The sequence below is a fragment of the Pseudonocardia sediminis genome, from assembly GCF_004217185.1.
GTDB classification, from domain to species: Bacteria; Actinomycetota; Actinomycetes; order Mycobacteriales; family Pseudonocardiaceae; genus Pseudonocardia; species Pseudonocardia sediminis.
The window spans coordinates 5,742,375-5,763,840 of the sequence record NZ_SHKL01000001.1 but is presented as its reverse complement, the minus strand read 5'-3'; the positions used below and the strand labels follow the sequence as shown (position 1 = coordinate 5,763,840).

Genomic DNA, 21,466 nt, shown 5'->3' with positions numbered 1-21,466 from the left:
AGTTCTCGTCGCCGGGCCCGCGGTATTACCGCAGGTGCTCTGGCCACGCGTGCCCCGACGCGCCCCCGGCCGAGTCGCTCGGCGGCGGTGCCGTACGGGGACAGCATCGACCATGGACAGGCCCGAGACAAGAGCTGCGAGGAGGCGCCCGCGTGACCACTCCGCCCGAGACGCCTCCGGCCGCCCCCGTCGCGAAGCGGCCGGTCCCCGAGGCCACGGTCACCCGGCTCGCCGTCTACCTGCGCCTGCTCGGCGAGTTCGCCGAGAACGGCGCGGAGACGGTGTCGAGCGAGGAGCTCGCCACGGCGTCCGGGGTCAACTCGGCCAAGCTCCGCAAGGACCTGTCCTACCTGGGCTCCTACGGGACCCGCGGCGTCGGTTACGACGTCGCCTCGCTGCAGCACCAGCTGGAACGGGTGCTCGGGCTCGACCACCACCAGTCGGTGGCGCTGGTCGGGGTGGGCAACCTCGGTCACGCCCTGGCCGGATACGCGGGTTTCGCCGGGCGCGGCTTCCCGGTCAGTGCGATGTTCGACGTGGACCCCGACCTGGTCGGGATCCGGATCAACGGCATCGAGGTCGGGCACGTGCGCGACATCGAGGCCGTGTGCCGCGACCGCGGGGTGACGATCGGGATGGTGGCGACGCCGGGACCGGCCGCCCAGGGCGTGTGCGACCTGCTCGTGCGCGGCGGGGTGCAGTCGATCCTGAACTTCGCCCCGGTGGTGCTGCAGGTGCCGGCCGACGTCGAGGTCCGCAAGGTCGACCTCGCGGTCGAGCTGCAGGTGCTGGCGTTCCACGTGGCCCGTCGCCACGTCGCGGGCGGGTCGGACGGTGCGGGTGCCACGGCGTCCGCGCGGGCCGGCGGCACGAACGACGGTGACATGAATGTCGGTACGAACGGATCGGTGGTGTCCCCACGATGAGTGTCCTCGTGGTCGGCCTGTCACACCGCAGCGCGCCGGTGGAGATGCTCGAGCGTCTCGCGGTGGCTCCGGCCGAGGTGCCGAAGCTGCTCGAGGAGATGCTCGACCGTGCCCACGTCGACGAGGCGGTCCTGCTCTCGACGTGCAACCGGATCGAGGTCGTGGCCGTCGTCGACGCGTTCCACGGCGGCCTCGGCGACGTCACCGAGGTCCTGGGCCGGCACGCCGGCTTCGAGCTCGGTGAGCTCTCCGAGCACCTGTTCGTGCACTACGCGGGCTCCGCGGTGCAGCACCTGTTCTCCCTCGCCGCGGGCCTGGACTCGATGGTGGTCGGCGAGTCGCAGATCCTCGGGCAGCTGCGCTCGGCCTACGCCGCCGCGGACGCCGCCGGCTCGGTCGGCAAGGTCCTGCACGAGCTGGTGCAGCAGTCGCTGCGCGTCGGCAAGCGGGTGCACGCCGGCACCGGGATCGACGAGGCGGGCGCCTCCGTCGTCTCCGAGGCGCTGCGCGACGCCGGGCGCGAGCTCAGCCCGCAGGCCGGGCGGCCCTCCGGGAACACCGCGGACCAGGACGACTCCGGGTCCGACGTCTCCGGCCTGGACGGCGCCCGCGCGGTGATCGTCGGGGCCGGCGCCATGGGTGCCCTGGCCGCCGCGCACCTGCGCCGCGCCGGGGCGTCGGAGATCGTCGTGCTCAACCGCTCCGCCGAGCCCGGCGCGCGCCTGGCGGAGAAGGTGCTCGACCAGGGCACCCCCGCCCGCTCCGGCCCGCTGTCCGACCTGACCGCCGAGCTGGCCGGCGCCGACCTGCTCCTGGCCTGCACCGGCTCGATCGGCACGGTCGTCGGGGTGGACCCGGTGATCGAGGCGATGGCCGGCCGCGCGAGCCGCCCGCTCGTCGTCTGCGACCTGGGCCTGCCCCGCGACGTCGACCCGGCCGTCGCAGACGTGCCCGGCGTCGCGGTCGTCGACCTGATCACGCTGCAGCGCCGCCTGCTGGACTCCGTCGACGGCGGCTCGGTCGCCGTCGCCCAGCGGATGGTCGCCGAGGAGGCCCAGAGCTACCTCGCCGGTCAGCGCAGCGCCGAGGTCACCCCGACCGTCACCGCGCTGCGCCGCCGCGCCTCCGAGGTCGTCGACGCCGAGCTGCTGCGCCTGGACTCGCGCCTGCCGGACCTCGACGACAAGGTGCGCGAGGAACTCTCGCGCAGCGTCCGGCGCGTCGTGGACAAACTGCTGCACACGCCGACGGTGCAGGTCAAGCGCCTGGCCGAGGGTCCGGACGGCGAGGGCTACGCGGCCGCGCTGCGCACCCTGTTCGAGCTCGACCCGAGCGCCGCCGCGGCCGTCGCCGCGCCGTTCCGCGGGCCCGAGGGCGAGGACGGCAACCTGGCCGCCGCGCTGAACCCGACCACGATGGGCACCATGCCCCCGGAGCAGGGAGACGCATCATGAGCGAGATCCCGGCACTGCGGATCGGCACCCGCCCGTCGAAGCTGGCGATGGCGCAGTCCGGCACGGTGGCCGAGCGGCTGCGCGCCGCCGGGCACCCGTGCGAGCTCGTGACCGTGTCCACCAGCGGCGACCGCTCGATGGCCCCGGTCGTCGAGCTGGGCGTCGGGGTGTTCGTCTCGCAGCTGCGCGAGGCGCTGGCCGCCGGCGAGATCGACGTCGCCGTGCACTCCTACAAGGACCTGCCCACCGCACCGGACCCGCGCCTGACCCTGGCCGCGGTCCCGGAGCGCGAGGACCCGCGGGACGCGCTGGTCTCCAGCCGCGGACGGGTGCTCGGCGAGCTGACCCCGGGCTGCACCGTCGGCACCGGCTCCCCGCGCCGGATGGCCCAGCTTGAGGCGCTCGGCCTGGGGCTGGAGGTCCGCGCCATCCGCGGCAACGTGGACACCCGGATCGGGAAGGTGCGCTCCGGCGAGCTCGACGCCGTGGTCGTGGCCGCGGCCGGGCTGCGCAGGCTGGGCCGCATCGACGAGGCCGACGAGCTCCTCGACCCGATGATGCAGATGGTGCCGGCCCCCGCACAGGGAGCGCTGGCGCTGGAGTGCCGGGCGGGCGACACCGAGCTCGCCCGGATGCTCGTCACCACACTGGACGACGCCCCGACACGTGCCGCGGTGACGGCCGAGCGGGCGGTGCTGGCCACCCTCGAGGCCGGCTGCAGTGCACCGATCGGTGCACTCGCCGACGTGGTGTCCGACCTCGACGAGGACGGGCACGTGATCGAACGGCTCTCGCTGCGGGCCGTCGTCGGCACCACCGGGGGTTCGCTGCTGCGGACCTCCATCACCGGAGAGATGGACGCCGCCGAGAAGCTCGGAGCTGCGCTCGCGCACGAGCTCCTCGACATGGGCGACGGCGAACTGCCGGTTCCGGCGGACGCCGGTCGCCCCGATGACCGCCGTATCGGGAGTTGAAGAATGACCACTGGACCTACCACCCCGGGACGGATCGCCTTCGTCGGCAGCGGGCCCGGCGACCCCGGGCTGCTCACCGTGCGCGCACGTGAGGTGCTGGCCGGTTCGCCGCTCGTGATCGTCGACCCGGACGTGCCCGACGCGATCCTGGCCCTGACCGCCGACGGTGCCGAGGTGCGTCCGGCCGTCGGGCAGCCCGGTGACGTCGCAGGCGATCTGCTGGCCGAGGCCGGCAACGGTCGCTCGGTGGCGCGCCTGGTCTCCGGCGACCCGCTCACCAACGACGCGATCGTCGCCGAGGCGCTGGCCGTCTCGGCCACCGGTTCCCCGTTCGACGTGGTGCCCGGCGTGCCGTCGTCCACCGCCGTCCCGGCCTACGCCGGTGTCGCGCTGGGCTCGGCGCACGTCGAGGCCGACGTCCGCGCCGGGGTCGACTGGGCCGCGCTGGCCGCGTCCCCGGGACCCGTCGTGCTGCACGCGACCGCCGCGCTGCTGGCCGACGTGACCGCCGGTCTGGCCGCGCAGGGCGTGCCGTCCGAGACGCCGGTCGCGATCACCGCCGGCGGCACGACGTCGACGCAGAAGACGCAGTCCTCGACGCTGGGCACGATGGCCTCCGACGGCGCCGACCTGGAGGGCTCGCTGGTGCTCGCCGTCGGCGACGCCGCCGGCCGCCGCGGTGACCTGTCCTGGTGGGAGTCGCGCGCGCTCTACGGCTGGCGCGTCCTGGTGCCGCGCACCAAGGACCAGGCCGGCGTGATGAGCGAGCGGCTGCGGATGCACGGCGCGATCCCGGAGGAGGTCCCGACGATCGCCGTCGAGCCGCCCCGCTCGCCCGCGCAGATGGAGCGCTCGGTCAAGGGCCTGGTCGACGGCCGCTACCAGTGGGTCGTGTTCACCTCGACCAACGCCGTCAAGGCGGTCTGGGAGAAGTTCGCCGAGTTCGGCCTCGACGCCCGCGCGTTCTCCGGCGTCAAGATCGCCTGCGTCGGCAACGCGACCGCGGAGAAGGTGCGCGAGTTCGGCATCGTGCCCGAGCTGGTGCCCGACGTGGACGAGGCCCAGACCTCGACGTCCGAGGGCCTGCTGGAGATCTTCCCGCCCTACGACGACGTGCTGGACCCGGTCGACCGGGTGCTGCTCCCGCGCGCCGACATCGCCACCGAGACCCTCGCCGCCGGCCTCGGCGAGCGCGGCTGGGAGATCGACGACGTGACCGCCTACCGGACCGTGCGCGCCGCCCCGCCGGCCGCGCCGATCCGTGAGGCGATCAAGACCGGCGGTTTCGACGCGGTCTGCTTCACCTCGTCGTCCACGGTGCGCAACCTGGTCGGGATCGCGGGCAAGCCGCACACCCGCACCCTGGTCGCCTGCATCGGCCCGGCCACCGCGGAGACCGCGCGCGAGTTCGGCCTGCGCGTCGACGTGCAGCCCGACGAGGCCCGCGTCCCGACGCTGGTCGACGGTCTCGCCGAGCACGCGGCGAAGCTGCGCGCCGAGGGCGCGCTGCCGCCGCCGCGGAAGGTCAAGGCCCGCCGCCGCTGACCCGGCGTCCACGACGGCCCCCGCACCGCCTCCTCGGCTGTGTGGGGGCTGTCGTGTGTCCGTGGTGTCGGGTGGATCCTGGACACACGCAGGGGTGCCGTCGGACGTAGGGTTGCGCGCATGGGTTTCCCGGAGCAGCGGCCGCGCCGGCTGCGTACGACCCCAGCGCTGCGCCGGATGGTGTCCGAGACCGAGGTCCGGCCCCGGCAGCTGGTGCTGCCGATGTTCGTCAAGGAGGGCGCGACCGGCCCGGTGCCGATCGGCTCGATGCCCGGTGTCGTGCAGCACTCCCGCGACTCGCTGCGCAAAGCCGTTGCCGAGGCGGCCGAGTCGGGCATCTCCGGCATCATGCTGTTCGGCGTCCCGGAGCGCCACGACGCGACCGGCAGCGCCTCGCTCGACCCGGACGGCATCCTCAACGCCGCCCTGCGCGACGTGCGCTCCGAGGTCGGCGACGAGATCGTCGTGATGAGCGACCTGTGCCTCGACGAGTTCACCGACCACGGCCACTGCGGCGTGCTCGACGCCCAGGGCCGGGTCGACAACGACGCCACCCTCGACGTCTACGCGCGGATGGGTGTCGCGCAGGCCGACGCCGGGGCGCACGTGGTCGGGCCCAGCGGGATGATGGACGGCCAGGTCGGCGTCATCCGCGCGGCGCTCGATGCGGCCGGGCACACCGACACCGGGATCCTCGCCTACACCGCGAAGTACGCCTCGGCGTTCTACGGGCCGTTCCGCGAGGCCGTGAACTCGCAGCTGCGCGGGGACCGCAAGAGCTACCAGCAGGACGGCGCGAACGCCCGGGAGGCGCTGCGCGAGCTGGCGCTCGACCTCGAGGAGGGCGCCGACATGGTCATGGTCAAGCCGGCCCTGGCCTATCTCGACATCCTCGCCCGGGTCGCCGACGCCTCCGACGTGCCGGTCGCGGCGTATCAGATCTCCGGGGAGTACGCGATGATCGAGGCGGCCGCGGAGCGCGGTTGGCTCGAGCGCGAGCGCACGATCCTGGAGACGCTCACCTCGATCCGCCGCGCCGGTGCGGACGTCATCCTGACCTACTGGGCCGTCGAGGTCGCCGGGATGCTCGACTCCTGACCCCGGCCGGGCCGGTCCGCGGAGTCGATCGCTCCTCGATCGGTACCGCCGGACGTGGCACGTCGCCGAGCTGCGCCACTACCGTGGGGGCGTGAGCTCGACACCGGATCCGCAGCAGCCGTCCCCGTCCGAGGGGAACACGACGCCGGGCACCGGTGACACGACGCCCGCCGAGCAGACGCCCACCGGGCAGTCCACAGAGCAGCCCACCGGGCAGTCCACCGGTGGCGCGGCCCCGCAGGAGCAGGCGCCGGTCTACTACCGCCCGGGTCCCTCGTCGGGGCACTACCCGCAGTACCCGCAGAACCCCTACGGCGGCAAGGCCTACGGCAACCACCCCTACGGGCAGCAGATCTACGGGCAGCCGGGCACGCCGGTCCAGAACCCGCAGCCCTACGCCCAGCCGACCTACCCCCAGCCCACCTACCCCCAGCCCGCCCAGCAGCAGCCCGGCGCCTACCCGCCGCCGCAGGGGCAGCCGGCCGGGTACCCGCAGTACGGGCAGGACGCCTGGGGACGGCCGCAGGCGGGCCCGGTGCCGCGGCCCCGGTCGGTCACGCTCGCGCTGGTGCTGTTCCTGCTGCCCGCCGCGCTGTTCCTGATCGGTGGCCTGGGGCTGGCCTTCGCGCCGCTCACCCCGGAGATGCTCTCGGCCCAGCCGCAGGTCGACGAGGCGCTGGCCCAGTCCGGCCTGACGATGACGCAGTTCCTGTCGTTCATCCGGACCGCCGGGGCGATCTTCGCCGTCGGCGCGGCGGTCTACGCGCTGCTCGCGATCGTGGCGTTCCTCGGCAAGTTCGGGGCGCTCGTCGGGCTGACCGTGCTCACCGTCGTGTTCGACCTGTTCTGGCTGGTGGCGTTGCTGGGCAGCCTCGCCGCCCCGGCCGGTGCGCTGGTCCCGCTGGTCATCCTCGCGGTCAGCATCGCCGGGCTGGTGCTGATGTACCAGGCCCCGGCGCGGGCGTGGTTCACCGCGAAGCGGGCCTGAGGCGGGCCAGAGCGGGCCCGAGCCGGGTCCGGGCGGCCGCGACGAGCGTCACCCCGGCGGGTCCGGGGGGCACGGGCCGATGTGTCCTCCGGCTGGGAGACTGGCGGCGTGAGCCCGACACAGCCGTCACCCTCCGCCCGTCCCGACCCCGTCGAGTCCGCGCGCCTGTTCGAGCGGGCGTCGGAGGTCATCCCGGGCGGGGTGAACTCGCCGGTCCGGGCGTTCAACTCGGTCGGCGGGACGCCGCGGTTCATGGTGTCGGCGAAGGGCTGCCGCCTCACCGACGCCGACGGCGCGACCTATGTCGACCTCGTCTCCTCCTGGGGCCCGATGATCCTCGGGCACGCGCACCCGGCCGTCGTCGAGGCGGTGCAGCAGGCCGCGTCGCAGGGGTTGTCGTTCGGCACCCCGACGCCCGGTGAGATCGACCTGGCCGCCGAGATCGTGGACCGGATGCCGGTCGAGCAGGTCCGCCTGGTCAACTCGGGCACCGAGGCCACGATGAGCGCGATCCGCCTCGCCCGCGGCATCACCGGGCGCAGCGTGATCGTCAAGTTCTCCGGCTGCTACCACGGCCACGTCGACGCGCTGCTCGCCGACGCCGGCTCCGGCGTCGCCACCCTCGGACTCCCGACGAGCCCGGGCGTCACCGGCGCGCAGGCCGCGGACACCGTCGTCGTCCCCTACAACGACCTCGACGCGGTGCGCGCGGTGTTCGAGGCGCGCGGCTCCGAGATCGCCTGCGTGATCACCGAGGCGGCGGCCGGGAACATGGGCGTCGTCCCGCCGGTGCCCGGGTTCAACGCCGGTCTCAAGGAGATCGCGCACGCCCACGGCGCGCTGCTGGTGATCGACGAGGTGATGACGGGCTTCCGCGCCTCGGCCACCGGCTGGTACGGCTGCGACGGCGTCGCCGGCGACCTCTACACGTTCGGCAAGGTCATGTCCGGCGGGCTGCCCGCGGCGGCGTTCGGCGGCTCGCGCGAGCACATGTCGCACCTGGCCCCGACCGGGCCGGTCTACCAGGCGGGCACGCTGTCCGGGAACCCGGTCGCGGTGGCGGCCGGCCTCACCACGCTGCGCCAGGCCGACGCGGCCGTCTACGCGACGCTGGCGGAGAACGCGACGCGGCTCGGCGACCTGTTCACCAAGTCCCTGTCCGCGGCCGGCGTCCCGCACACGGTGCAGTACGCCGGGACGATGTTCTCGGTGTTCTTCTCCGAGGACCCGGTGACCGACTACGCCGGCGCGAAGGCGGCCCAGACCTGGCGTTACCCGGCGTTCTTCCACGCCCTGCTCGCCCGCGGCGTCTACTCCCCGCCGAGCGCGTTCGAGGCGTTCTTCGTCAGTACGGCTCTCGACGACGACGCGTTCGCCGAGATCGAGGCCGCCCTGCCCGAGGCCGCGCGGGCCGCCGCGGCGGCGGTGGAGCCGTCGGCATGACGACCCCCGACGCGACCGGCCCGGTCACGGTGGTGCACATGCTGCGCCACGGCGAGGTGCACAACCCGGACGGCGTCCTCTACGGACGGCTGCCCGGGTTCCACCTCTCCGACCGCGGTGAGGCCCAGGCCAAGACCGTCGCCGAGGCGCTGGCCGGCCGCGACATCGCGGCCGTGGTGGCGTCACCGCTGCTGCGCGCCCAGCAGACCGCCGGCCCGATCGCCGCCGAGCACGGGTGCGAGATCGGCACCGACGAGGGCCTGATCGAGGCCGGCAACGACTTCGAGGGCGAGCGGTTCGGCGTCGGCGACGGCGCGTTGCGGCACCCGTCGCGGTGGCGGCTGCTGCGCGACCCGTTCACCCCGTCCTGGGGTGAGCCGTACCTGGCGATCGCGCACCGGATGCTCGGCGCGGTGCACGCCGCACGGGCCCTGGCGCCGGGTCGCGAGGTCGTGTGCGTGTCGCACCAGCTGCCGGTGTGGACCGCGCGCCGCTACCTGCTCGGGCAGCGCCTCTGGCACGACCCGCGCAAGCGCCAGTGCGCGCTCGCGTCGCTGACCAGCGTCGAGTTCACCGGCACGCGCATGACCGGGCTGAGCTACTCGGAGCCGGCCGGCTCCAGCGCGGCGACGGTGACCGGGGCATGAGCGGCTCGGGGCGGGTGCTGGCCGCCGTCCTCGCCGCGGTCCTGCTCCTCGCGGGCTGCTCGACCAGCAAGGACGCCGTCGACTCCAGCGGTGAGTTCCAGTTCGTCGCCCCCGGTGGGCAGACCCGGATCACCTACGACCCGCCGGAGTCGCGCGGACGCGTCACGGACCTGTCCGGCGACAGCCTGCTGCGCCCCGGCACCCGGGTCGGGCTGGACAGCTACCCGGGCAAGATCGTCGTGCTGAACCTGTGGGGCTCCTGGTGCGGGCCGTGCCGGACCGAGGCGCCGGAGCTGGAGTTCGTCGCGCAGAACGCTAAGGACACCGCGGTGCTCGGCGTCGACGTCCGCGACGACCGCCAGGCCGCGCAGGACTTCGTCCGCGACCGCGGCCTGACCTACGACTCCATCTACGACTTCCCCGGCCGCACGCTCACCGCGCTGTCCGGCTACCCGCGCAACGTCGTGCCGTCGACGGTGGTGCTCGACCGCCAGCACCGGGTGGCCGCGGTGTTCCTGCTCCCGGTCGGTGCCTCGGACCTGATGCCGCTGGTGGGGCGCCTCGCCGCCGAGCCGGCCACCCCCGCCCCGGCGCCGTAGATGACGTCCGACACGGTTGCACTACACGTTGTAGAACCCGGCGCGCGACCGGGGCCGGACCACGCCTACCCTGGACGATGATGGACGCCACGACCACGCTCGCGGTCTCGGGTCCGCTGCTGGTGGCGGCGGCCGTGGCCGTGCTGGCCGGTGCCGTCAGCTTCGCCTCGCCGTGCGTGCTCCCGCTCGTCCCCGGCTACCTCGCCTACCTCGCGGGCCTGGTCGGCGCCGAGTCCCCGCCGGTCACCCCGGAGGAGGCACGGGCGCGCCACGCGCGCGTCTCCGCGGTGTCGTCCGGTGGCGCCGGGTCCGGCGGCGCGACCCTGACCGCCCCGGAGACCGCCGTGCGCGGCGACGGCCGGTGGCGCGTCGCGGGTGCGGCGATGCTGTTCGTCGTTGGGTTCACCGTGGTGTTCGGCGCGATCCTCGTCGGCGTCGTGTGGCTCTCCGACGCCCTGGTGCGCAACGAGGCGCTGCTGCAGCGCATCGGCGGCGTCGTGATGATCGTGATGGGGCTGGCGTTCGCCGGGCTGGTCCCGATCCTGCGCAACGAGCGGCGCGTGCACTGGGTGCCGCGCGCCGGCCTGTGGGGCGCCCCGCTGCTGGGTGCGGTGTTCGGCCTGGGCTGGGTCCCGTGCGTCGGACCGACGCTCGCCGGGGTGCTCGCGGTCGCCGCGGGCACCGGGGGCGGGTCGCTGCGCGGGGTCGTGCTCACGCTCGCCTACTGCGCCGGGCTCGGGCTGCCGTTCGTCGTCATCGCGTTCGGGGCGACCCGCGCGGTCACGGCGCTGGGCTGGCTGCGCCGGCACACCCGCACGATCCAGATCGCCGGCGGCGTGATGCTGGTCGTGGTCGGGGTCCTGCTCGTCAGCGGTCTGTGGGGCGGGCTGCTCGCCCAGCTGCAGGTCGCGATCTCCGGATTCACCCCGGCGATCTGATGAGCTCCCCGCCGACCGCGCCGACGCGGCCCCGCTCGGACGACCTGGACGACGATCCGCCCCCGGGCGGGTTCTCGTCGGGCCCGCTGGGCCGGGCGCTGGCGTTCCTGCGCAACACCTGGCGCGGCCTGACCAGCATGCGCACCGCCCTGGTGCTGCTGTTCCTGCTCGCTCTCGCCGCGCTGCCGGGCGCACTGCTGCCGCAGCGCTCGCTCAACCAGAGCCTGGTCGACCAGTACTACGCCGACCACCCGACGATCGCGCCGGTCGTCGACACCCTCGGCGGGTTCGAGGTCTTCGCCAGCACCTGGTTCGCGGCGATCTACCTGCTGCTGATGATCTCCCTGATCGGCTGCGTGCTGCCGCGGGCGCTGGAGTACTACCGCGGCGCCCGCGCCGCGCCGGTGACGACGCCGCGCAACCTCGCCCGGCTGCCGCACCACGACGAGGCCGAGAGCGACGACGACGTCGAGGCGGTCCTGGCCCGCACCCGGACCCGGCTGCGGGGCTGGCGGACGATCGAGCGCTCCGAGCCCGGCGGCGTCCGCACGGTCTCGGCCGAGCGCGGCTACCTGCGCGAGACCGGCAACCTCGTCTTCCACCTGAGCCTGATCGGGCTGCTGATCGGGTTCGCCGGCGGCAAGCTCTACGGCTACGAGGGCGACGTGATCGTCCTCGCCGACGGCAGCGAGTTCTGCAACACCTCGATCCTGGGCTACGACTCGTTCCGGGCCGGGCTGCAGGTCGACGGCACCGAGCTGAACCCGTTCTGCGTCAAGGTCGACCGGTTCGACGCGTCCTACCTGCCCAACGGGCAGCCGTCGACGTTCTCGGCGGGCATCGGCTACCAGTCGGCGTCCGACCTCGAGGACGGCACGACGACCTGGCGCCCGGACACGCTCTCGGTCAACCACCCGCTGCGCACCGACGGCGACCGCGTCTACCTCACCGGCTACGGCTACTCGCCGCAGTTCACCGTGACCTGGCCGGACGGCACCAGCCGCACCGGCGAGATCCAGTGGCGGCCGGTGGACCGATCCACCCAGCTCGCCGAGGGCGCCACGAAGTTCGAGCGCCCCGGCGTCAGCGACCCGGAGCAGCGCACGAACAGCCAGCTCGCGCTGACCGGGACGTTCGCCCCGACCGCGGCGCTGGACACCGACGGCAACCTCGCCTCGGCCTACCCGGCGCTGCGCAACCCGGTCGTCGAGCTGAACGTGATGCGCGGCGACCTCGGCATCGACGACGGCCGCGGCCAGTCGATCTTCACCGTGGACCAGGGGAAGGTCGACTCCGGCGAGCTGCGCAGCGTGGCCCGCGCCGACCTCGCCCCGGGCCAGACCACACGTCTCGACGACGGCACCGTGGTGCGCTTCGACGGCGTCGGCTCCTGGGTGAACCTGCAGGTCGGGCACGACCCCGGTCAGACCTGGGTGCTGGTGTTCGCGGTGACGATGGTGGCCGGCCTCGCCGTGTCGCTGTCGATCCGGCGGCGCCGGTTCTGGGTGCGGGTCATCCCTTCCGGGGCCGCGTCGTCCGGTGTGGGCAGCCACGTGCAGCTCGGTGGCCTCGCACGCACCGACCGCGCCGGGTACGGCGACGAGTTCGACCGGCTCGCCGAGGACCTGCTGCGCCCCGGGCCCTCAGAAGACCTTTCCGACGGTGACACACAGAAGAAGGACGGTTGAGTCCATGCTCGTCGATCCGATCATGTCGATGTGGAGCGACCGCCTGTTCCAGGGAGCGGTGGTCGTCTACCTGATCGCACTGCTCGTGCACGCCGCGGAGTACGTCACCCACCGCTCGCCGAAGGCGGCCCGCGCCGCCGCGGCCGTGGGCTCCGGCTCGGGCGACGGCGGCTCGGTCGCCGTCGCCACCCCGCCGGACGGCGTCGACACCACGGCGGTGGAGAGCGGGGACGTCCCGGCGGACGACACGGCGCGGCGGGCGAGGTCCGACCGCTACGGGCGGATGGCCGTCTCGCTGACCGTGCTCGCCGTCCTGGTGCACCTGGCGTCGCTGGTCGCCCGGGGCGTGGCCGTCTCGCGCTGGCCGCTGGGCAACATGTACGAGTTCACCTCCGCGCTGTGCCTGCTCGCGGTGGTGTCCTGGCTGGTCGCGCTGCGCCGGATGCCGACGATCCGCACGGTCGGTGTGTTCGTGCTCAGCCCGGTGCTGATCCTGCTGTTCCTGGCCGGCACCGTGCTCTACGCCCAGGCCGCGCCCGTCGTCCCGGCGCTGCAGTCCTACTGGCTGATCATCCACGTGACGACGATCACGCTCGGCTCCGGCCTGCTGCTCGTGCCCGGTGTGGCGAGCCTGCTGTTCCTGATGCGCCGCTCCGGCCGCCCGGCGGGCCTCGTGGCCAAGCTGCCGTCGGCGGACGTCCTGGACCGGATCGCCTACCGCGTCACCGTGGTCGGGTTCCCGATCTACACGTTCGCGGTGATCTGCGGAGCGATCTGGGCCGAGGCCGCCTGGGGACGCTTCTGGGGCTGGGACCCCAAGGAGACCGTGGCCTTCGTCGCGTGGGTGATCTACGCCGCGTACCTCCACGCCCGGGCGACCGCCGGATGGCGGACGACACGCGCGGCGTGGATCAACGCAGCGGGTTTCGCCACCATCCTGTTCAACCTGTTCTTCATCAACATGGTGGTCGCAGGGCTGCACTCCTACGCGGGGTTGTGAGTCCGCTCGACCGGTGCCCGCACGACGACTACCGTCGGACGACGTGAGCGAGCCTGTGCCGGACGAGCAGCCCGAGGGGTCCGTGGGCCGGTATGTCCGCGAACGGTGGGGCGCAGCGGAACCGCAGCCGCGCTCCCGCCGGCGGTTCCGGCGCTCGAGTGGCCCCGAGGCACCGGTGACGACGGCCGCGACGCAGGCTCCCGCCGAGCCGGCCCCCGCCCCGCCCCGCCACGACCCGGCACCTCACGACCCGGCGCCTCGCGACCCGGCCGGTCGCGTCGCGTCCATGGGGGAGGCGGCGCGCGAGCCCGAGCGGGGTTCGACCGCGATCGGTACCCGCACCCCGCCCGGCGGGATCGCCTGGGGCGCGGAGCTCCCGGACGTCGACGACGACCTGGTCTCCGAGATCGAACCGTCCACGCCGCCGTCCGGAATGGACCTGGGCGCGATCCGCGCCGCCCGCACCGCCGCCCCGCACGGCGGCGTGCCGCGGGCCGAGGCCGCCCTGCCCGAGACGGCCCTGCCGGAGACGGCCCTGCCCGAGGCCGCTCCACCCGAGACGGCCCCGCATGAGACGGCTGCGCCCGAGGCGGCCCGGCCCGCCGCGTCGACCCGCCGTCAGGACCGGGAGAGCCGGGAGGCGGCCGCGCGCGCCGCCGAGGACTCCGCCGACGCCGAACGCGCCCGCGCCGAGGCCGAGCGCAGACGTGCCGACCGGGAGTCCCGCGCCGTCGAGTCCGCCCGTCGTCTCGAGGCGGCCCGCCGCGCCGACGTCGCCCGGGACGAGGAGTCCGCCCGCCGCGCCGAGGCCGGCACCTGGACCACGCGCGGTGACGACCCCACGGAGGACGGGCCGGAGGCCGGTGATCCGCCCCGGGTCCCGCCGGCGCGCGGCTCCGCACCGGACGACAGGCCGGGCGTCGTGTGGCGGCGTTCCGTGGCCCGCCGCCCCGCGCCGTCGGCGTCGAACGGCGACGCGCCCGGAACTTCCGACGTCTCCGGTGGCCCGGCCCCCGTCGTCCCGGTGTCCGTCGACTCCGCCACCGGCGAGATCGCACCGGTCACGGCGGCCGCGGCCGCGGATCCCGTCCCGGCCGCTCCCGGGACGGCGAGACCGGCCTGGGACGCGTCCGAGGCCCGGACCGCCCGGCCCCAGCCCCCGCGCTGGACCGCACCCGAGGCCGTCGAGACCCGGGAGGCGCAGCGGCGCCGCAGCGAGAACGGCGGGATGGACGCCGACCTGGCCTCGGCCCGGCTGCCCCGCACCACCCGCCGCCCGCCGCGGTCCGGGTGGCGCCGCGCGATCTACGTGCTCTCCCGCGGCTACCTCAACCCCGGCGAGAGCCCGGCCGACATCCGTGAGCGTGAGCTGACGATGCGGGTCAACAAGCCGCTGCTCAGCGCGCACAAGATCGCGATGCTGAGCCTCAAGGGCGGCGTCGGCAAGACGACGATCACCGCGACGCTGGGCGCGACGTTCGCCTCGCAGCGCGGCGACCGCGTCGTCGCCGTGGACGCCAACCCCGACCGCGGCACGCTCAGCCAGAAGATCCCGCTGGAGACCACGGCCACCGTGCGGCACCTGCTGCGCGACTCCCAGCGCGTCCGCCGCTACACCGACGTCCGCGCCTACACCTCGCAGGGTTCGTCACGGCTGGAGGTGCTCGCCAGCGAGCAGGACCCGGCGGTGTCCGAGGCGTTCAGCGAGGGCGACTACCGCCAGGCCGTCGACCTGCTGGAGCACTTCTACAACCTCGTGCTCACCGACTGCGGCACCGGCCTGATGCACTCGGCGATGTACGGCGTGCTCGGCATGGCCGACCAGCTGGTGATCGTCTCGTCCGGCTCGATCGACGGCGCGCGCAGCGCCTCGGCGACGCTGGACTGGCTCGACGCGCACGGCAACGGGGACCTGGTGCGCAACGCCGTCGTCGTGATCAACACGGTGCACCGGCGGGCGGGCAGCGGGGTCGACCTGGACCGGGTCGCGGAGCACTTCGCCGGGCGGTGCCGGGCGGTGGTGCGGGTGCCGTTCGACGGGCACCTGGAGGAGGGCGCGGAGATCGACCTGGAGCGCCTGGAGCCGCAGACCCGGACCGCCCTGCTGGAGCTCGCGGCGTCCGTGGCGGACGGCTTCCCTTCGTAGGCTCTTTACCTTCCCTTGCCCCGGATCGGCGCACCGTCCGGGGCGGGGGAGGAGATCCACGTCACGTCGTGGCGGGCGGATCCTCCTGGCCACGGACCTTCTCGTCGAGCTGCTTGAGGAACTCGGGGTCGTCGTCCGGCCCGCTCGCCCGCGGCCTGGCGGGACGCGTCCCGGCGCTCCAGGGCGTCTCCGGGGTCTGCGAGGGGTCGGACACCATCTGCTCGGCCTTCAGCGTCCTCCACAGAACGACTGCGAAGACCGCGGCACCGAGCAACACGAACAGGAAAAGCATCAGGCCACCTCCGCTGCCAACAGTAGCGGAGGTGGCCTGATACCCGGGTGAAGTGCGGTGACCACGTCACCCGGTGGGACGGGGGCTCGCGTCAGTGGGCGAGCGTCGCCTCACTGGTCAGGTCCGCGAGCAGGCCGCGCACCTCGGACTCGCGGAAGCGGCGGTGGCCGCCCGGCGTGCGGATCGAGCCGATCCGGCCGGCCGAGGCCCACCGGGTCACGGTCTTGGGGTCCACCCGGAACAGGGTCGCGACCTCGCCCGGGGTCAGCAGTCGCTCTGGTGCCTGTGTCGGAGCTGCCATGTCGTCCTCCCGAAAGGGTCACGCTCGTCGTGTTCCGGGCCATCGTGACACCTCAGACCCCAGGTACTCGAACGGTTGTCCGGAGGTAAAGGGTTCTTAAAGGGCAAAACGCGCGAGTCGGCGGAATCGGACGAGTCGTGACACGCCGGGCGCGGCCGCTCCGTAGCTGCGGGCCACCGTACGACGTCCGTCCGCCGGTGCCGGGACGTAGGCTCGGAGCCATGACCGCACCGACCCCACCATCCTCCACCGCCGCGGGCCAGCGTGGGCGGGAACCGGGTCTGGCCGCGACCGTGGCGCTGTACGCGCTGGCCCGGATCGCCCTCGTCGCCGTCGTGGCGGGCCTGCTGGCGCTGGCCGGGGTGCCGCTCCTGCTGGGCCTGCTGATCGGCCTGATCGTGGCGCTGCCGCTGTCGATGGTCCTGTTCCGGGGGCTGCGGGCACGGCTGGACCGGGCGATCGCCGTCCGGACCGCGAGCCGCGGGGCCGAGCGGGAGTCGCTGCGCGCGCAGCTGCGCGGCGAGCAGGCGCCGCCGGACTCAGCCCAGGCCGGCGACGGCGAGACCGACGGCCGTCGCGGCTGACCAGGCCAGCAGCAGGAACCCGGTGTCGCGCAGCACGGGGATCAGCTCCATCCCGCCGGCCCCGCCGAGCACCCGTCGCAGCGGACGCAGCGCCAGCGGCAGGGCCAGCAGTGCGCAGAGCAGGGCGGGCCGGTCGAACGCCGCGCCGATCGTGATCAGGAACGGCAGCCCGACCAGCACGAGGTAGAGCACCCGCGTGCCGCGGTCGCCGAGCACGACGGCCAGCGTCCGCTTGCCGGAGACGCGGTCGGTCGGGATGTCGCGCAGGTTGTTCGCCACGAGCACCGCGCACGTCAGGGTGCCCGCGCCGACCGCACCGATCAGGGCTCCGGTGCCGATCGTGCCGCTCTGGGTCAGCGCGGTGCCCAGCACGGCGACCGGGCCGAAGAACACGAACACGGCGACCTCGCCGAGCCCGGCGTAGCCGTAGGGCCGGCTGCCCCCGGTGTAGTACCAGGCCCCGACGATGCACAACGCCCCGACGACGATCAGCCACCACTGACCGGACACCGCGACCAGCACCAGGCCGGCCAGCGCGGCCACACCGAAGCACGCGAACGCCGCCGCCTTGACCGTTTTCGGCTCCGCCGCCCGGGACCCGACGAGCCGCAACGGGCCGACGCGCTCGTCGTCGGTGCCGCGGATGCCGTCGGAGTAGTCGTTGGCGAAGTTGACGCCGATCACCAGGGCGATCGCGACCACCAGGGCCAGCAGTGCGGAGCCGGGTGCGACCACCCCCGCTCCGATCGCGGCGCCGGTACCGACGAGGACGGGGGAGATCGCGGTGGGCAGGGTGCGTGGACGCGCTCCCTCGACCCATTCCGTCACGGTGGCCACGGGGAGAACCTATCCGCCCCCGGGGCCCTGCGCCGCCCCATGATCGGCAACAACGCGGATCCCTGCACCCGTGCAGCTCTTCGCACGAACCGGGTGATCACCGCCTCGCTCCGGCCGTGCCCCCGGTGGCCGTGCCTCGCCGAGCGTCACGTTCCGGCGGTGGGGCCCGCCGTTTCGTGACACCCGATCCTCCACGGCGAACGTGACATCATCGGGCGTCACGTTTCGGCGGCCGCGGTCGCCATGTCGTGACGCTCGGCGTCGAACGGACGGTCCCGCCGACGGACCGGGCCCGTGGAAGGCGACGCCGTCCTGTCCCGGCCGGTCGGTGCTCCGACCGGCCGGAGGTGGCGCCCGCGGGGTGACGCCCGGGGGGGACGGGTCAGGGGGTCGCTACGGACGGGGCGCGTTGTGCCGCCCCGGTTCCGGGGGTCGCGGCCTGGCGGGTGCCCGCGTCGGTGGGTGCGGCCGGTGCCGTCGGCGATGCCGGGCCGGGGGCCTCTGCCGGGGCCGACGTCGTCGGGTCGTCGGCGGTGGAGGTGCCGGTGCCCGGGGCGTCGGAGGTCGTCGACTTCTGCGTCGTCTTGTCGGCCGGTCCGGGCGTCGGGTCGGTGGCGGGCCCGGTGGCCTTCTGCGCCGCGCCCGCCTTGTCCGCGGCCTTCTCACCGGCGCTCTCACCGGCGCTGTCGGCGGGCGGGTCGGTCGCGACGGCGTCCCCGGCCTTGTCTCCCGGAGCGGACGGAGCGGACGGAGCGGCCAGGGTGGCGGGGGAGTCGGCCGGAGCGGCGGGCCCGCAGGCCGGGACGTCCGTGGGCGCCGACTCGACCGCGTTCGCCGGGATGTACTGCCCCTCACCGATCCGCAGCCAGGCCTGCTCGCCCGTGCCCTGCGTGCACTCCACCGGCACGTCGGCGCTGTCCGCGGCGATCCCGACGACCGGCGACCCGGCGTCCGGGGACGCGTGCACGTCGACCTCGTCCTCGGAGCCCTCCGTGCTGACCGTCGAGAGCCTCACCGACCCCGTCCACAGGTAGTCCACCTGCACCTGGGAGTTGTCCTTGAGCCCGAGCGCGTCCCAGAAGATGCCGTCGCCGAGGTCGATGCCGGCCGGGTTGGCGGGCCTGCGGCCGAACTGGTCCTTGCCGCCGTTGTGGCCGTTGCGGAACGCCGCCTGCGCCTGCGGGACGCCCTGGGGCAGGTCCTTGAACCGCTGACGCTCGGGCGAGGGGTTCCAGTAGTCGTCCTGGGTGTTCCAGGGGCCGATGTCCCAGACCGGCGCGAACGCACACCGCTTGTTCGGGGCGCAGACCTTCACCGAGTAGTCGCTCTTGCCGTTGGGGGACAGTGCACGCCGCGAGGGCAGGGCCACGAACCGGTCCCGGTTCGCGATCTTGTGCCCGTTCGCGGTGGTGCCGCCGACCAGGCCCTCGCGGGTGGCGAACACCGAGTAGCTGCGCGGCCCGGCCTCGGTCATCGGATCCGACTCGGCCTCGGACTCCGACGCCGGAGCGGCCGACAGCGTCACTCCGCGCACGGTGGGCGGGGTGCCGCCGGTGGAGGTGAGCACGATCCGGCCCTGCACCTCGTCGACGGCGCGGGGAAGCTCGGTCCGTCCGCTGCCGGGCGCGTCGCCGGGGGTGGCCGGGATCCACTCGGTCCAGCCGCCGTCGGCACGCTTGCCGCGGACGTCGATGCCCGCGGTGGAGCCGGGCGCGGCGTCGGTGACGAGCGTCGAGTCGACCTCGGTGGTCGGACGGTCCAGCGGCCGCGACGGCAGCGTCAGCAGCCCGGTCGGGACGATCTCGGCCGGGTCGGCCGAGGACTCCGTCGCGTCTCCCGGGGTCGCCTCTCCCGCCTCCGACGGGTCCTCGGCGGGTGCTCCGACGGCGGTGTCCGCGTCGAAGCGCGCCGTCCCGTCCACGACGACGACGCCGGTACCCTCGCCTGCGGACAGGTCCGGCTGCCAGGTCGCCGACTCGGCCGCCGACGCCGGCGAGACCGCCGCTGCCACCAGCGCGCCGGTCACGGCGAGCAGGCCGACTCCGCGCAGTCCGGCCCGCATTCTGGTCCGCATCCTCGCTACCCCCGGGGGTTGGTGTGACTCGTGTGACGACAGGTGTTCCTGTGTCGCCAGTGGTCGCAGCAGACCTCATCCAGATGTAGTTGGCAATCAACGCAGCGTGACGGCCACCAAGGGGTGTACGGGGCTCTCACCGGTTCGGGTAGGCCGGATGCCTCACAATCGGTCGCAGGGCGTGTGCGCAACGCGATCAGGTGGTGCGGACGCCCTCCAGGACGCGGGCGACGGTCGCCCGGTCGGGCTTGCCGATCCCGCGCTCCGGGATCTCGGCGGCCCGCACCAGCACCCGCGGGACGGCGGCCCGGCCCTCGGCGTCACGCACCGCGGCCCGCAGCACGTCGTCGTCGGGGGCGGGGCCGTCGGAGCCAGGGCTGTCGGAGCCGGGGCCGTCGGTGACCACCATCGCGGCGACGATCTGTCCCCACTCCGGGTCCGGCAGCCCGACCGCACACGCCCCGCGCACCCCGGGGACGGCGAGCAGCGCCCGCTCCACCGCGGCCGGGGCGACCTTCTCCCCGCCGGTGTTGACCATGTCGTCGACCCGGCCGAGCACGGTCAGGCGCCCGTCGCGCCACCGTCCCAGGTCGCCGGTGCGGAACACCCCGCCGTCGAACGCGCCGGCGTCCGCGGCCGGGGCGGCGAGGTAACCGTCGGCCAGCGTCGGTCCGCCGAGCAGCACCCGTCCGGTGTCCGGGTCGGCACCGGTGGGCTCGACCGCGACCGTCACGCCGTCCAGCGGGACACCGTCGTAGACGCAGCCCCCGCACGTCTCGCTCATGCCGTAGGTCGTGACGACGGCGATGCCGGCCTCCCGCGCCCGCGCGGCCAGACCGGCGTCCAGGGCCGCGCCGCCGACCAGCACCGCGCTGTAGCCGCCGAGGGCGTAGCGGGCGGCACCACCGTCGTCGAGGATCCGGGCGAGCTGGGTCGGGACGAGGCTGGTGTAGCGCCGCGCCCCGTGCGGGAACCGTCCGGTGGCCCGGGCGAACCCGGCCGGCCGGAAGCCGTCGCGGACGTCCTGCACGATCGGCTCACCCCCGGCGAGGACGGCGCGCAGCAGTACCTGGATCCCGGCGACGTGCTCGGCGGGAAGCGTCAGCAACCAGCGCCCGGGCCCGCCGAGACGCGCCTCGGTGGCCCGCGCCGAGGCGCGCAGGGCGTCGGCGGTCAGGGCCACGTACTTCGGCTCGCCGGTGGACCCCGAGGTCGCGACGACGACGGCGACGCCGGGGTCCACGGTCGTCACCGGAGGGGTGACCACGGCCGTGGCCGACACGGGCAGCACGGCGGGACCGGCACCGGAGACCGCGGCGTCCAGAGCCTCCGTCAGATCGGCCACCGACGGGCCGGACCCGTCCACGGGGACGACCCGCAGCGTCCGTTCGGTCACGGTCGTTCCTCCTCCACCCCTGTTCAGGGGCCGTGTCCTGCTCCGTCCGGCCCCACTCTGCCACTCGCCGAATTACTCATATCTAGGGATCAAGAGGCAGCTGGTCTAACACCGGACGCGTGCCCGGCGACATACGGGTCAGTCACCCCCGGCAACCACTTCACCACGAGGAGTACTCGATGAGCGCCACCGAGCCGCAGGCCCCCCGTCCGCAGGCGCCCCGCCCGGCCGAGCCCACGCCGTTCTCCGACGACCCGACCGACCGCATCCCGGTCGTCGCGCCGGAGGGTCTCTTCGCCCCGAACCTGCCGCGTCCGCGCACCGCGCGCTGCGCGAACCCGACCGGAGCCCCGAGCGTCGAGGCCCGGGCCCGCCGGATCGCCCGCCCCACCCCGATCGACCGCCCGAGCCCGTCGCTGGCCGGCGACCTGGCGGCGCTGGCGTTCGACCCGCCGTCGCAGCTGCTGCGCGCGATCCCGGCCCAGCGCACCCCGAGCGCGGCCGAGTCCGCCGCCTGAGCACCTGCCCGCCTGAGC

The 21,466-nt window shown here is 74.5% G+C and carries 20 protein-coding genes; 15 read left to right on the top strand and 5 right to left on the bottom strand.

Translation table 11 applies throughout. From position 1 onward, the window contains the following. Positions 1-152 precede the first annotated feature (152 nt). From EV383_RS27005 to EV383_RS33210, 13 genes are all read left to right on the top strand, one after another. Positions 153-926 (top strand): redox-sensing transcriptional repressor Rex, encoded by a 774-nt coding sequence (locus EV383_RS27005; protein ID WP_242623332.1) that lies wholly within the window; start codon positions 153-155, stop codon positions 924-926. Continuing rightward, positions 923-2,380, top strand: coding sequence for a glutamyl-tRNA reductase (locus EV383_RS27000; protein WP_130292531.1), 1,458 nt, complete (start codon positions 923-925; stop codon positions 2,378-2,380). The genes EV383_RS27005 and EV383_RS27000 overlap by 4 nt, the downstream gene beginning before the upstream one ends. Next, positions 2,377-3,354: a hydroxymethylbilane synthase gene (gene hemC / locus EV383_RS26995; protein ID WP_130292530.1), complete on the top strand. Its 978-nt coding sequence runs from the start codon at positions 2,377-2,379 to the stop codon at positions 3,352-3,354. The genes EV383_RS27000 and hemC overlap by 4 nt, the downstream gene beginning before the upstream one ends. A 3-nt stretch (positions 3,355-3,357) precedes the next feature. Then, positions 3,358-4,899, top strand: coding sequence for a bifunctional uroporphyrinogen-III C-methyltransferase/uroporphyrinogen-III synthase (locus EV383_RS26990; RefSeq protein WP_130292529.1), 1,542 nt, complete (start codon positions 3,358-3,360; stop codon positions 4,897-4,899). Positions 4,900-5,019: 120 nt separating this feature from the next. Further along, positions 5,020-5,997 carry a porphobilinogen synthase gene (hemB, locus tag EV383_RS26985; RefSeq protein WP_130292528.1) on the top strand — a complete coding sequence of 326 codons (978 nt, stop codon included), beginning with the start codon at positions 5,020-5,022 and terminating at the stop codon, positions 5,995-5,997. A gap of 91 nt (positions 5,998-6,088) precedes the next feature. Further along, positions 6,089-6,985 carry a hypothetical protein gene (locus EV383_RS26980; RefSeq protein ID WP_130292527.1) on the top strand — a complete coding sequence of 299 codons (897 nt, stop codon included), beginning with the start codon at positions 6,089-6,091 and terminating at the stop codon, positions 6,983-6,985. 108 nt (positions 6,986-7,093) lie between these two features. Further along, positions 7,094-8,428 (top strand): glutamate-1-semialdehyde 2,1-aminomutase, encoded by a 1,335-nt coding sequence (gene hemL, locus EV383_RS26975; RefSeq protein WP_130292526.1) that lies wholly within the window; start codon positions 7,094-7,096, stop codon positions 8,426-8,428. Beyond that, positions 8,425-9,075, top strand: a complete 651-nt coding sequence (locus EV383_RS26970) for a histidine phosphatase family protein (protein ID WP_130292525.1) — start codon at positions 8,425-8,427, stop codon at positions 9,073-9,075. The genes hemL and EV383_RS26970 overlap by 4 nt, the downstream gene beginning before the upstream one ends. Continuing rightward, positions 9,072-9,674 (top strand): TlpA family protein disulfide reductase, encoded by a 603-nt coding sequence (locus EV383_RS26965; RefSeq protein WP_130292524.1) that lies wholly within the window; start codon positions 9,072-9,074, stop codon positions 9,672-9,674. The genes EV383_RS26970 and EV383_RS26965 overlap by 4 nt, the downstream gene beginning before the upstream one ends. 80 nt (positions 9,675-9,754) lie before the next feature. Beyond that, positions 9,755-10,612 (top strand): cytochrome c biogenesis CcdA family protein, encoded by an 858-nt coding sequence (locus EV383_RS26960; RefSeq protein WP_130292523.1) that lies wholly within the window; start codon positions 9,755-9,757, stop codon positions 10,610-10,612. Next, the gene (gene resB, locus EV383_RS26955; RefSeq protein WP_130292522.1) at positions 10,612-12,300 is read left to right on the top strand and encodes a cytochrome c biogenesis protein ResB; all 1,689 of its coding nucleotides are present in this window, start codon (positions 10,612-10,614) and stop codon (positions 12,298-12,300) included. The genes EV383_RS26960 and resB overlap by 1 nt, the downstream gene beginning before the upstream one ends. Before the next feature lie 4 nt (positions 12,301-12,304). Beyond that, positions 12,305-13,300: a c-type cytochrome biogenesis protein CcsB gene (ccsB, locus tag EV383_RS26950; RefSeq protein WP_130292521.1), complete on the top strand. Its 996-nt coding sequence runs from the start codon at positions 12,305-12,307 to the stop codon at positions 13,298-13,300. Between the two features lie 286 nt (positions 13,301-13,586). Next, a complete protein-coding gene (locus EV383_RS33210; protein WP_423213667.1) occupies positions 13,587-15,446 on the top strand; it encodes a MinD/ParA family ATP-binding protein in 1,860 nt (619 codons plus the stop codon). A 61-nt stretch (positions 15,447-15,507) separates the two neighbouring features. On the opposite strand, the gene EV383_RS26940 is transcribed toward EV383_RS33210, so the two are convergent. Together EV383_RS26940 and EV383_RS26935 are read right to left on the bottom strand one after the other, a co-directional pair. After that, a complete protein-coding gene (locus EV383_RS26940; protein WP_130292520.1) occupies positions 15,508-15,738 on the bottom strand; it encodes a hypothetical protein in 231 nt (76 codons plus the stop codon). A gap of 91 nt (positions 15,739-15,829) precedes the next feature. Next, positions 15,830-16,039, bottom strand: a complete 210-nt coding sequence (locus EV383_RS26935; protein WP_130292519.1) for a BldC family transcriptional regulator — start codon at positions 16,037-16,039, stop codon at positions 15,830-15,832. 221 nt (positions 16,040-16,260) lie between these two features. On the opposite strand from EV383_RS26935, the gene EV383_RS26930 reads away from it, so the two are divergent. After that, positions 16,261-16,623, top strand: coding sequence for a DUF4229 domain-containing protein (locus EV383_RS26930; RefSeq protein ID WP_130292518.1), 363 nt, complete (start codon positions 16,261-16,263; stop codon positions 16,621-16,623). On the opposite strand, the gene EV383_RS26925 is transcribed toward EV383_RS26930, so the two are convergent. The 3 genes from EV383_RS26925 to menE form a co-directional block, all read right to left on the bottom strand. Next, positions 16,579-17,460 (bottom strand): 1,4-dihydroxy-2-naphthoate polyprenyltransferase, encoded by an 882-nt coding sequence (locus EV383_RS26925; protein WP_130292517.1) that lies wholly within the window; start codon positions 17,458-17,460, stop codon positions 16,579-16,581. The two genes, EV383_RS26930 and EV383_RS26925, sit on opposite strands and share 45 nt — an antisense overlap. A gap of 382 nt (positions 17,461-17,842) precedes the next feature. Beyond that, positions 17,843-19,522 carry a hypothetical protein gene (locus EV383_RS31465; protein WP_165438175.1) on the bottom strand — a complete coding sequence of 560 codons (1,680 nt, stop codon included), beginning with the start codon at positions 19,520-19,522 and terminating at the stop codon, positions 17,843-17,845. A 208-nt stretch (positions 19,523-19,730) separates the two neighbouring features. Then, positions 19,731-20,930, bottom strand: a complete 1,200-nt coding sequence (gene menE / locus EV383_RS26920; RefSeq protein WP_242623331.1) for an o-succinylbenzoate--CoA ligase — start codon at positions 20,928-20,930, stop codon at positions 19,731-19,733. Between the two features lie 179 nt (positions 20,931-21,109). Between menE and EV383_RS26915 the strand changes: the two genes are divergently transcribed. Further along, positions 21,110-21,448, top strand: a complete 339-nt coding sequence (locus EV383_RS26915) for a hypothetical protein (protein ID WP_130292516.1) — start codon at positions 21,110-21,112, stop codon at positions 21,446-21,448. The last annotated feature ends 18 nt before the right edge of the window (positions 21,449-21,466 follow it).

Excerpts from the sequence above, each read along its gene's own strand:
- EV383_RS27000 (WP_130292531.1), top strand. The coding sequence starts at position 923 with ATGAGTGTCCTCGTGGTCGGCCTGTCACACCGCAGCGCGCCGGTGGAG.
- hemC (WP_130292530.1), top strand. The coding sequence starts at position 2,377 with ATGAGCGAGATCCCGGCACTGCGGATCGGCACCCGCCCGTCGAAGCTG.
- EV383_RS26990 (WP_130292529.1), top strand. The coding sequence starts at position 3,358 with ATGACCACTGGACCTACCACCCCGGGACGGATCGCCTTCGTCGGCAGC.
- hemB (WP_130292528.1), top strand. The coding sequence starts at position 5,020 with ATGGGTTTCCCGGAGCAGCGGCCGCGCCGGCTGCGTACGACCCCAGCG.
- EV383_RS26970 (WP_130292525.1), top strand. The coding sequence starts at position 8,425 with ATGACGACCCCCGACGCGACCGGCCCGGTCACGGTGGTGCACATGCTG.
- EV383_RS26965 (WP_130292524.1), top strand. The coding sequence starts at position 9,072 with ATGAGCGGCTCGGGGCGGGTGCTGGCCGCCGTCCTCGCCGCGGTCCTG.
- EV383_RS26960 (WP_130292523.1), top strand. The coding sequence starts at position 9,755 with ATGGACGCCACGACCACGCTCGCGGTCTCGGGTCCGCTGCTGGTGGCG.
- resB (WP_130292522.1), top strand. The coding sequence starts at position 10,612 with ATGAGCTCCCCGCCGACCGCGCCGACGCGGCCCCGCTCGGACGACCTG.
- ccsB (WP_130292521.1), top strand. The coding sequence starts at position 12,305 with ATGCTCGTCGATCCGATCATGTCGATGTGGAGCGACCGCCTGTTCCAG.
- EV383_RS33210 (WP_423213667.1), top strand. The coding sequence starts at position 13,587 with ATGGGGGAGGCGGCGCGCGAGCCCGAGCGGGGTTCGACCGCGATCGGT.
- EV383_RS26940 (WP_130292520.1), bottom strand. The coding sequence starts at position 15,738 with ATGCTTTTCCTGTTCGTGTTGCTCGGTGCCGCGGTCTTCGCAGTCGTT.
- EV383_RS26935 (WP_130292519.1), bottom strand. The coding sequence starts at position 16,039 with ATGGCAGCTCCGACACAGGCACCAGAGCGACTGCTGACCCCGGGCGAG.
- EV383_RS26930 (WP_130292518.1), top strand. The coding sequence starts at position 16,261 with ATGACCGCACCGACCCCACCATCCTCCACCGCCGCGGGCCAGCGTGGG.
- EV383_RS31465 (WP_165438175.1), bottom strand. The coding sequence starts at position 19,522 with ATGCGGGCCGGACTGCGCGGAGTCGGCCTGCTCGCCGTGACCGGCGCG.
- EV383_RS26915 (WP_130292516.1), top strand. The coding sequence starts at position 21,110 with ATGAGCGCCACCGAGCCGCAGGCCCCCCGTCCGCAGGCGCCCCGCCCG.